Annotated in this window: 9 protein-coding genes, 1 tRNA gene and 1 rRNA gene; 6 read left to right on the top strand and 5 right to left on the bottom strand. The window is 44.9% G+C overall.

The window, feature by feature from the left end; genetic code table 11:
* Positions 1-157 precede the first annotated feature (157 nt).
* The 3 genes from rrf (at position 158) to VME0621_RS24950 (ending at position 1,541) form a co-directional block, all read left to right on the top strand.
* Positions 158-273 (top strand): 5S ribosomal RNA (gene rrf / locus VME0621_RS24960).
* A gap of 58 nt (positions 274-331) precedes the next feature.
* A tRNA-Ser gene (locus tag VME0621_RS24955) sits at positions 332-422 on the top strand.
* 126 nt (positions 423-548) lie between these two features.
* On the top strand, positions 549-1,541 hold the full coding sequence (locus VME0621_RS24950; protein WP_062463237.1) for a phosphotransferase: 993 nt from the start codon (positions 549-551) through the stop codon (positions 1,539-1,541).
* Positions 1,542-1,580: 39 nt separating this feature from the next.
* Here VME0621_RS24950 and VME0621_RS24945 read toward each other — a convergent pair whose 3' ends face one another.
* The 4 genes from VME0621_RS24945 to hemC are packed head-to-tail and all read right to left on the bottom strand — an operon-like array spanning position 1,581 to position 5,633.
* Positions 1,581-2,762, bottom strand: a complete 1,182-nt coding sequence (locus VME0621_RS24945; protein WP_062463234.1) for a heme biosynthesis protein HemY — start codon at positions 2,760-2,762, stop codon at positions 1,581-1,583.
* Complete coding sequence (locus VME0621_RS24940; protein ID WP_062463231.1) at positions 2,762-3,946, bottom strand: uroporphyrinogen-III C-methyltransferase; 1,185 nt, start codon at positions 3,944-3,946, stop codon at positions 2,762-2,764. The genes VME0621_RS24945 and VME0621_RS24940 overlap by 1 nt, the downstream gene beginning before the upstream one ends.
* Positions 3,930-4,688, bottom strand: a complete 759-nt coding sequence (locus tag VME0621_RS24935) for a uroporphyrinogen-III synthase (protein WP_038231090.1) — start codon at positions 4,686-4,688, stop codon at positions 3,930-3,932. Before VME0621_RS24935 ends, VME0621_RS24940 begins: the two co-directional genes overlap by 17 nt.
* Before the next feature lie 6 nt (positions 4,689-4,694).
* The gene (hemC, locus tag VME0621_RS24930) at positions 4,695-5,633 is read right to left on the bottom strand and encodes a hydroxymethylbilane synthase (RefSeq protein WP_062463229.1); all 939 of its coding nucleotides are present in this window, start codon (positions 5,631-5,633) and stop codon (positions 4,695-4,697) included.
* A 346-nt stretch (positions 5,634-5,979) separates the two neighbouring features.
* Between hemC and VME0621_RS24925 the strand changes: the two genes are divergently transcribed.
* Positions 5,980-8,505 carry a class I adenylate cyclase gene (locus VME0621_RS24925; RefSeq protein WP_062463226.1) on the top strand — a complete coding sequence of 842 codons (2,526 nt, stop codon included), beginning with the start codon at positions 5,980-5,982 and terminating at the stop codon, positions 8,503-8,505.
* Here VME0621_RS24925 and cyaY read toward each other — a convergent pair.
* Positions 8,502-8,816, bottom strand: a complete 315-nt coding sequence (gene cyaY / locus VME0621_RS24920) for an iron donor protein CyaY (protein WP_006074697.1) — start codon at positions 8,814-8,816, stop codon at positions 8,502-8,504. The two genes, VME0621_RS24925 and cyaY, sit on opposite strands and share 4 nt — an antisense overlap.
* 74 nt (positions 8,817-8,890) lie before the next feature.
* On the opposite strand from cyaY, the gene lptM reads away from it, so the two are divergent.
* Positions 8,891-9,010: an LPS translocon maturation chaperone LptM gene (gene lptM, locus VME0621_RS27110; RefSeq protein WP_006074698.1), complete on the top strand. Its 120-nt coding sequence runs from the start codon at positions 8,891-8,893 to the stop codon at positions 9,008-9,010.
* 36 nt (positions 9,011-9,046) lie between these two features.
* Complete coding sequence (lysA, locus tag VME0621_RS24915; protein WP_006074699.1) at positions 9,047-10,300, top strand: diaminopimelate decarboxylase; 1,254 nt, start codon at positions 9,047-9,049, stop codon at positions 10,298-10,300.
* Position 10,301 lies beyond the last annotated feature (1 nt).

Here is a 10,301-nt window from a genome sequence, read left to right as displayed (position 1 = left end):
GGCAGGGTGTGTAAGCGTTGTGAGGCGTTGAGCTAACCTGTACTAATTGCCCGTGAGGCTTAACCATACAACACCCAAAGGGTTTTGATGGACTCAAAGCAAGAACAAATTGAATGTGTATGAGAACACAATAACGGCTTTCCGAATTAAGAATTTGCTTGGCGACCATAGCGTTGTGGACCCACCTGACTCCATGCCGAACTCAGAAGTGAAACGCAATAGCGCCGATGGTAGTGTGGGGCTTCCCCATGTGAGAGTAGGACATCGCCAGGCTTTGAACAACATCGAACTAAAGCAATTAAAGTAAGACTTTAGGACGATTACATATTGTGGAGAGATGGCTGAGTGGTTGAAAGCACCGGTCTTGAAAACCGGCATACGTTAATAGCGTATCTAGGGTTCAAATCCCTATCTCTCCGCCACATTAAAAAGCCCGCTGAGTAATCAGCGGGCTTTTTTACATCTTGAGAAACGCTGATCTTTCGTTTCATCATTAACTCTGTCAAAGTAAGAGTCCGTTTTATGGCAGCCAACCTAGGAAGTCTACTTTGATATTATCTGACTTTACGGTCACTCCAACCCTTCGAGAAGTTATTGGTAATGAGGCTCAGGTTTTCTCCTGTGAGCTTATTCAGACTCTATGGAGTGGCTATGGGCATTTAGTTAGACTTGAGCTCGCACAATCCCATTTATCTAGTGTTATTGTCAAAGCGATTCAATTACCTGATGAAGTACCAGCTAGCCACCCTAAAGGGTGGAATACTCAACTTTCACATCAAAGAAAGCTCCAGTCCTATCAAGTAGAGTTTTCTTGGTATCAGGAGTTCGTATCGACAATGCCCTCAGGCTGGGCTCCACAGTGTTTCTCTGCTCATAAGTATCAATCTCACCTTGAGCTCATTCTTGAGGATCTGAAGTTATTAGAGCGCGCTAGAGTAGTGAAAACAGCAACAGAGATGGAGATAAAAAGCGTTCTAAAGTGGCTTGCTCAGTTTCATGCTTTTTGGCTTGGAGCGAATACGAATGGGCTTTGGAAACAAGGTACTTACTGGCACTTAGCGACTCGTCCTGACGAATGGCAAGCAATGCAAGATGAACGCTTTAAACAAGCTGCGCACATCATTGATGAAAAGTTAAACGAGTGTCCATACCAAACGCTGGTACATGGGGATGCAAAGTTGGCTAACTTCTGCTTCAATAAACAAGGTAGTGCTGTATCTGCGGTAGATTTTCAATACGTAGGGGGTGGTGTAGGAGTTAAAGATGTCGCTTTGTTCTTTACCACGACATTAGACTTTTCAACGGCTGACTTAAACGTAGCGGGTTACCTTGACTATTACTTCATACAGCTGCACTCAGCGATAGAACATTTTAAACCGGAAATTAATGCTAACCGTGTTTGCGAGGAGTGGCGCGCACTATTTGGATTGGCCTGGGCTGACTATCAACGTTTCTTGCTAGGCTGGAGTCCAGACCACAGTAGAATTAATGCATTTACCAGCAAGTTTACTCAACAAGCATTAGATGATTTTCAGTTATAAAAAAAGCTCCGTTAGGAGCTTTTTTAACAGTAATAGTGCCTACTTACTCTCAATAAGTGTCAACGCTTTTCTCGACACTTCACTTGCTGCTTTAGATAAATTCTGCTTTTCTAAAGTATCAGCTAGATAGGCATAGTCAGAAACATCAGGACGAAGCGATAGGGCACGCTCGAAATGACGTTGCGCCTCTGGCCACTTTTCTTCTCGGAAGTAGAATTGCGCTAGTGCACTTTGTGCTTCAGGTGTATCCGGTTGCTTTTTAACAACATCTTCAAGTAGCACAACAACAGGGTGTGTATCTGCAAGGTTTAGTTCTGGTAATACCTTATACAAGTCATCATGACCCTGTTTTTTCAACGTTTCTTTAATTACAGTAAACGCTTCTGCATCAGCCTTTCGAGCGATAAGCTGTTTACTAAAACAGCCCACTAAGTGGGTGCTTTGGCGTGTTTTACGTGGCAACTTATTCCAATGATTGATTAAACCTTCACTGCCTTGCTGACTAGCAATATCTTCTAGCAATCCACATTGAGCGCGTTCGTTCAGTTCATTTTGCTCTAGTTCATCGATGAGCTTTGCCTTATGGAGTTTAGGCAGTAAATCAATTAAGGCTTGCCACTCGCCAAGTTCTCGATAGGTTGTTTTTTGCAAGCTCAAAACAATGGAGTTGTTTGGGTGTTCTGCTTTGAGAGTTTCTAAAGTACTCGCGGCAACTTCCCATTCCTCTTCTCGAACCGCTTGTTTCGCTCTAGTTAGCTGAACGGCAAGATCGGAGTTTTCCTGTTTAGCGGCCAGCGCTAGATAATGGTCACGCTTCGCTTTGTCACCTTGCCCTAAGGCAGCTTCAGAAGCGACGAGATAACATAAAAGCGGCATATCGTGATAGTTAGCCCAACGTGTTACCTTTTTCTCTGCAAGTTTCCAATCACCTTCTAGCAGCTTAACGATACCCTCATTGGTATAGCGGCGTGAACGACGCATTTTACGAACGCTGAAGTAATTAAATGTCGTGACGCTGGTGTAAAGCATTTTCTTGATGATGTATTCGAGCAGAAACAGCCCCGCCAAAGCTGCAATAACAAACACGACTAGGGTTGTAACGCTCATCTCGATGGTTTTATTGGCAATTGAGATCAGTACATAACCTTGCTGGCCCGAAAACTGGGTACCAACAAATAGACCCGCACCAAGTACGACGAAGAGAAAGATTAATCGAATCATTATTTCTCCTCCGTGATGATGGTGGTGACTTCACGGCGCAGACGTTCGTTGATGACATCGGATAATTGAGCTTGAGTTTCCAATTTGACTGGATAGTTAACTTGAATATTCTGTTGGCTCAGTTTGCCTAGCGCAGCGTTAAACTCTTTAACGCTATTGTTGTCCATATCAAAAAACGATTCTGACCATTTCTCTGCGGTTTCTAACGACACCTTATAGATCTCGCCTTGTTCTTTGTATACCGCACGAATCGCAGTTTCTATCTTAGATTTGATGTTTTCTTTGAGATAGAAGTGCTGCTCAGGTGAAAGCAGTGGGATTACATTGCCATCGCGAGTACGGAAAGTAATAAAGTTTTCTGAGAAGTCTTTTAACGACGTCATCAGGTTATCTTGCCAATCGTAGATGTCTTGTGAAACTTGGCGTTTCTCGACAGCAGGTGCATCAGGAAGGATGGCGTTGGCAAGAGGTAGCTTATCAACCTCTTGCTGTAGCGAAGTTAGTCGCAGTACGAGTCCGTCGCGGTCAATAAGTGGAACAGTACGTAGCTTGGTGATGTCATTTGCCATTGACTGGCGCAGAGACACTAAGCTTGGATCGTTGAGTGCAGCGATACGCTGGTCAGCACTTTCCATCAAACGTGTCGCACTTACCACATCGTGCTCCAAGAACAGTTTGCGACCCGCGAGTTTAACCAAATAGTCGGCCTCAGCCAGAAGCCAATCATTAGGGCGACGACCTTTAACGTCGGCAACCGCAAGTTGCAGGCTTTCAATACTTTTTTGTTGCTGGCCTAACACGACTTCGGCTTTATGTGTCACTGTTTTTGCTTGTTTAAGTGTGTCCGACTGCACTTGCTGCATTTCGTTGCTTAAATTGCTTGTTGTCGCTTGTAGTTGTGACTCAAGCTTGGCGATGCGCGCTTCATAATCGCTGGCCTGCTTTTGCATTTGGTAGCTGAGACCACCACCAAAAATAACTGCTAAAACAATAGCTACCGCACCAAGCTTAACACCACGTTTGCCCTGTTTTTCTTCGAATTCCGGTGCAGTCGTTGGTGGTTTAGCTTGTTCGTGTTGAGAAGTTTCTTGTTCAGCTTTCGATGTATCAGCTTCTGGGGCTAAAGCCTTAACGTCTTGTTGTTCTTCAGACTGGATTTGCTCGTCTTTATTTTTGTTGGTCATTGTTAAGTCCTATTTCTAGACGCTGGAGAGCAGCAAATATTGTAGAGTTCGATGCACCTTGGGTATTGGTAACGTTATTAAATCCCTTTGTCATCGCTAAAGTAGCAATTCGTTCACTCGGAACCAATAGCTGTTGTTGTGTTAACCAGTTCAATTCTGGTTCTGATACTTGAGACAATAAAAACTCAAGTTGTTCACCACTGGTAACGACCAGAGTGTCGATACCCATTGAGCGCCATTGTTTTATTGCGTCTATTTTTAGTGGCAGATATCTGCGTTGGTAGGTTTCTAGGTATTGAACATCTGCACCAAGTGCACAAAGCTGATCATAAATGAGTTCTCGGCCGCCGTTGCCTCGAAGAATGATGACATGTTTTCCTGACACATTCGCCAACTCTGGTAATGCCAGTAGGTGTTCACTATCACTTACCGTCGGATAGTTTACGTTTTGTTGGCTGAGTTTGCTTAATTCATGTGCGGTTTTTTGACCAACCCCTAGATAAATACAGGAGTCAGGTAACGAGAGTTGCTGATGAGTAAGAATATGATGGAAGGCATAGACGGCGTATTGGCTGACGGCAATGATGATATCCGAACGTTGCAGTTGGTCGTCATCTAAACAAAGCTGCAGATTGTCCTGAATATCAATAAGTGGTTGATGGAGGGCAATGCCCCCCATTTTTTCTATGAGATTGCAAAGTTCTGCGCCTTGATTTTCAGGGCGTGTAACCAATACTCTCATCAGTCATTACTCGTGCTCTTGATAGAGCTTTTCTAGGATTTCTTTTGCGCCATCATCGAGCAGTTGATTCGCTAATTGTACGCCTAAGGCTTCCGCATCCGCTCGTTTACCACGAATTTCACCACGAACGATTTTTGAACCATCTGGTTCACCGACAAGAGCTCGTAACCAAATCTCGTCGCCATCGATCAGTGAGTAGCTACCAATCGGCACTTGGCAGCCGCCTTCTAACGTTAAGTTCATGGCTCGCTCACACAGAACACGATCGGCTGTGTTAGCGTGATTAAGAGGTTCGAGTAATTTAATCAATCGTTCATCATCAAGGCGACACTCGATGCCAACCGCACCTTGACCAACTGCAGGCAAGGATTCTTCAGGTTCGATAAAGCTGCGAATACGTGATTCTAGTTCTAGACGTTTCAAGCCTGCGGCAGCAAGGATAATGGCGTCATACTCACCGTTATCCAGTTTTCCTAAACGAGTCCCTACATTGCCTCGAAGCTCTTTAATGACTAAGTCAGGGCGCTGTTCTTTTAACTGACATTGTCTGCGAAGACTACAAGTACCTACCACAGCGCCTTGAGGCAGTTCGCTAATGTTAGTGTAAGTATTGGAAACGAAAGCGTCACGAGGGTCTTCACGTTCGCAAATGGTGACAAGGCCTAGGCCTTCTGGAAAGTCTACAGGAACGTCTTTCATTGAGTGCACCGCAAGATCGGCACGCCCTTCAAGCATGGCGACTTCCAGTTCCTTAACAAATAAGCCTTTACCGCCCACTTTCGCCAACGGGGTATCTAAAATGATATCGCCTTTGGTGACCATAGTGACTAACTCAACTTCCAGTCCTGGGTGCGCCGCAATAAGGGCATCTTTGACATAATGAGCCTGCCACAGGGCAAGAGGACTTTTTCGGGTAGCGATTCGGATTGGCTGAGTTTGCGTCATATCGTTCTCGTAAGCATTTCTTTGTTTTTGGTCGTGGCACAATCCTAACACTGTCTCTATGAAAAGCTTAGTGATTTCCCTAGGGCTCTCCCAAACGACAACTTTGCTTGTCACAAATATTGTTAATAGTGTGAGGTTAATCGCATTTGTTATTGCGACTACTGTTAGAATTGTCCGCTATGATTTGGAAGGCAAAACCAAATCCTCGATGTTGTGCTGTGAGGGGTTGTAGTGCCGAGTATTGCTTTACCGCCTATAATAAAAATGATACATTGATCACGTTTTGAACGCTTGTTTGTTTAAAACCTACGCAATATAGCAGTTAGATTAGACCTAGGAATCACCCTTGCAGGCATACACTCATACCCTTATCCAGAGACTTGATAATCTCAACCAGCAGCGAATTGAACGCGCGCTGGCGCTTATGGATATGCAAGGACAACGTGTTTTCCAACTAATTCCAGCGCTTTTCCACTTCAACCATCCTATTATTCCCGGCTTCTTTGAAACTGACAGCCCAAGTGGACTTTGCGGTTTTGAAGCAAATGACGTTCAACGTCAGTTCCTTGATGATATTGCATTAGCTTTGGGGCAACCGCTGCCAGAGCCGCGTCAACACGATATTCTAGGCCTTTACACTATGGGCAGTACTTCGTCGATCGGCCAAAGTACATCAAGTGATTTGGATATCTGGGTTTGTATCTCTCCAGATATGCCGACCGAAGCTCGTGAAAAGCTGAGCAATAAATGCTTGTTGATCACCGATTGGGCCAAAGGCTTGGGTGTTGAAGCCAATTTCTTCCTAATGGATGAAGAGCGCTTTCGCAGCAATATTTCCGAAGAAATGACCGGTGATAACTGTGGTTCATCGCAGCACTTATTGTTGCTGGATGAGTTCTACCGCTCAGCCGTACGCTTAGGTGGTCAAAGATTGTTGTGGCAAATCGTGCCACCGGAAATGGAAGAGTGCTACGAAGATTATGTCGAGCAGCTTTGCCAAAATGGATACATCAATTGTGAGGAGTGGATTGATTTCGGTCGACTCAATCGAATTCCTGCAGAAGAGTACTTTGGCTCAAGCTTATGGCAGCTATACAAGAGTATCGATTCGCCTTACAAATCGGTGTTAAAAGCGATTCTGTTGGAAGCGTACTCGTGGGAATATCCACATACTCAGTTACTCAGTATCGATACTAAGCGACGCTTCTTTGCCGATGCGCCCGATCTCTATGGTATGGATGCGTATTACCTGATGCTTGAAAAGGTCACGCGTTATCTAGAACGTATTGGTGATACGACACGTCTAGATTTAGTGCGTCGTTGCTTCTACCTTAAAACTCATGAGAAGCTATCTCGTGAGCCTGGTATAGGCTCTGTGCCATGGCGTCGTGAAGCGTTAAGTGAAATGACTGCTCAATGGCAGTGGTCACAAGAAGTACTGCAAGAACTAGACAGTCGTCGTAACTGGAAGGTAGAGCAAGTGATGGTAGTGCACAATGCATTGCTAGATGCCTTAATGCTCAGTTACCGTAATTTGATTCAGTTCGCTCGTCGTAACGACATTACCTCTGCCATCAGTCCTCAAGACATCAGTATTCTAGCGCGTAAGCTTTACGCCGCTTTTGAGGTTCTACCTGGTAAGGTGACGCTGCTCAATCCCCAGATTTCTCCTGATTTGCACGAACCAGATTTGACCTTTATCGAGGTTAAAGAGGGCAAGAGCTACAAGTCCGGCTGGTACCTTTACAAGCAACCACTCATTCCACATCGTATCTTAGGGCAACCTGCTCTTGAGCATAATGAATACCTGAGTAAGTTGGTGGCGTGGGCGTTTTTCAACGGCTTGATTACCGAATCGACTCACCTCAACTCTGTGGTGCGTGAAGCGCATATCGACATCGATAAGTTCTATCAGATGGTGAGTGATCTGCGTAATACTTTCTCATTACGTAAACGTCGTCCAAGTATGCAAGCGCTTGGTAGTCCTTGTGAAATCAGCCAGTTGGCGATGTTTATCAACTTTGAAAATGACCCAACCTCTGAACTGTCCGCCAAAACGTCCAAAGTCGACCTGAAAAATGTTGATATATTGAGTTTTGGACAGGAAGGAAAAAGTCTTATCGGTTCGGTAGATCTGGTTTACCGTAATTCGTGGCATGAAGTTCGTACTCTTCATTTTGAAGGGGAAACGGCGATGCTTGACGCATTGAAAACAGTGTTAGGTAAGATGCACCAAGATGCGTTACCACCTGAGTCTGTGGATGTGTTCTGCTACAGCAAAAACTTACGTGGTGTCCTACGTAATACCGTCTATCAACTACTTGCAGAGTGTATTGAGCTACGCTTAAAACCTGTTGACCAAGAGAAACGTCGTCGTTTTAAAGCGATTAAAGTGGCGAACCAAATGTATGGCTTGTTCTTTGAGCGTCGCGGCGTGTCAGTACAAAAACTGGAAAACTCAGTAGATTTCTATCGTAGTATCTCGACTAATAAATTGCAGGGCTCACCACTTCTTATGCTGGATCGTGAAGAAGAGTTCCAACTACCCGACGTAGTGGATGGCTTTGCGAGTGAAGGCTTGATTCAGTTCTTCTTTGAAGATACCGATAATGGTTTCAACATCTACGTGCTTGACGAATCTAACCAGGTAGAAGTGTATCATCAGATGCGTGGTAGCAAAGATGAGATGATTGCGAGTGTAAATAGCTTCTACACGTCGAACGTTGATAGTGAAATGTCATCGAAGTTAATTAACTTCAACTTACCGCAGTATTACCAACTGATTCATCCTGAAGAGGGAGAACCTTATATCATTCCTTATCGTAATGATGGCTCTCCAAACTCTAAAACGTCTAAAGCGGTGAACGCTTAAACCCAATCAATGTCTTCGCCGGCGTGTTTCACACACTCGGCTTTGACCATGTCCATAAGTTCAACATTGGTTTTTGAACAGGTCCAAGCGCCATCAATCAGTTTGAAATGAAATCCACCGGATTTAGACGCGAGCCAAATCTCGTGCATCGGCTCTTGGCGGTTAATGATGATCTGGCTACGGTCTTCAAATTCCAAAGTCATGACATTGCCAGACACTTCATAATCGATATCTGCACCTGAATCATCAATCGCTTCTTCGATGTTTTGCATCTGCTCATCGACTAATTGGTGAAATTCCGTGTCGTTCATTTTGTAATCCTATTGCTTTTCTAATTCGTGGTGCGATTATAGGGGGCATTGATTCAATAATCACGATATGCAAAATGAAAAAGACGATTACCGCATTTTTTATGCTCGTCGTAGTGACATTAGCGGGATGTGGCCAAACTGGACCACTTTATCTTCCTGCTGATGACGCACCAGCAAATGAGCAAGCTCAATAATCACCGCCATCGATACAGTGTAAAGGGATACAGGATTTGGATTATTTCAACTATCAGGACGATGGCCAGCTTTGGGCCGAGGAAACGTCACTTACGCAACTTGCCGAGCAATACGGCACTCCGCTATACGTCTATTCACGAGCGACGCTAGAACGTCACTGGAATGCGTTTGATAAATCGGTGGGCGACCACCCACATCTCGTGTGCTACGCGGTAAAAGCGAACTCCAATATAGGTGTGTTAAATACGCTAGCACGTCTTGGTTCTGGCTTTGATATTGTTTCTGGTGGTGAGCTAGAACGCGTCGTGGCAGCAGGTGGTGAGCCAAGCAAAGTAGTATTCTCTGGTGTGGGCAAAACGGCACAAGAGATGCGCCGCGCTCTAGAGCTAGGCATTAAGTGTTTTAACGTTGAATCTGAACCTGAATTAGAACGACTTAATCAAGTCGCCGGTGAAATGGGTGTAGTTGCGCCGATTTCATTGCGAATTAACCCGGATGTAGATGCTAACACGCACCCTTATATCTCGACGGGTCTGCGTGACAATAAGTTTGGTATCGCATTTGATCGCGCTCCAGCAGTGTACAAGTTTGCTCAAAGCCTGCCAAACCTTGCAGTCCATGGTATCGATTGTCATATCGGTTCACAGCTTACTGATATTGAACCGTTTATTGATGCGACAGATCGTCTGCTTGCTCTCATTGACCAGTTGCGTGCTGATGGTGTCAATATTAAGCACCTTGATGTTGGTGGTGGTCTAGGCGTGGTTTATCGTGATGAATTACCGCCACAGCCTTCAGATTATGCGAAAGCACTATTAGCTCGATTAGAGAATCACCCAGAGCTTGAGCTTATCTTCGAACCAGGTCGCGCTATTGCGGCGAATGCTGGTGTGCTGTTGACCAAAGTTGAGTTCCTAAAACATACCGAACATAAGAACTTTGCGATTGTTGATGCGGCGATGAATGACTTGATGCGACCTGCATTGTATCAAGCGTGGCAAGACATTATTCCGGTTTCACCACGAGAGGGTGAAGCGATAACGTACGACCTCGTTGGCCCTATTTGCGAAACGGGTGATTTTATCGGTAAAGACCGTTCTTTGGTCTTAGAGCAAAACGACTTACTCGCCGTTCGCTCAGCAGGTGCTTATGGATTCGTTATGTCTTCGAACTACAACACGCGTCCACGTGTTGCAGAAATCATTGTCGATGGAGACAAGGCGCATGTCGTGCGTCAGCGCGAATCTCTGCAAAGTCTTTGGGAATTAGAAAGCATCTTACCGGAGTAAT

The organism is Vibrio mediterranei (assembly GCF_900088415.1).
GTDB lineage: Bacteria > Pseudomonadota > Gammaproteobacteria > Enterobacterales > Vibrionaceae > Vibrio > Vibrio mediterranei.
This window is presented reverse-complemented; position numbering and strand designations above follow the sequence as displayed.

What these genes read in the sequence shown, in the direction of transcription:
- VME0621_RS24945 (WP_062463234.1), bottom strand. Translation starts at nt 2,762, where the DNA reads ATGATTCGATTAATCTTTCTCTTCGTCGTACTTGGTGCGGGTCTATTT.
- VME0621_RS24940 (WP_062463231.1), bottom strand. Translation starts at nt 3,946, where the DNA reads ATGACCAACAAAAATAAAGACGAGCAAATCCAGTCTGAAGAACAACAA.
- VME0621_RS24935 (WP_038231090.1), bottom strand. Translation starts at nt 4,688, where the DNA reads ATGAGAGTATTGGTTACACGCCCTGAAAATCAAGGCGCAGAACTTTGC.
- hemC (WP_062463229.1), bottom strand. Translation starts at nt 5,633, where the DNA reads ATGACGCAAACTCAGCCAATCCGAATCGCTACCCGAAAAAGTCCTCTT.
- cyaY (WP_006074697.1), bottom strand. Translation starts at nt 8,816, where the DNA reads ATGAACGACACGGAATTTCACCAATTAGTCGATGAGCAGATGCAAAAC.
- lptM (WP_006074698.1), top strand. Translation starts at nt 8,891, where the DNA reads ATGAAAAAGACGATTACCGCATTTTTTATGCTCGTCGTAGTGACATTA.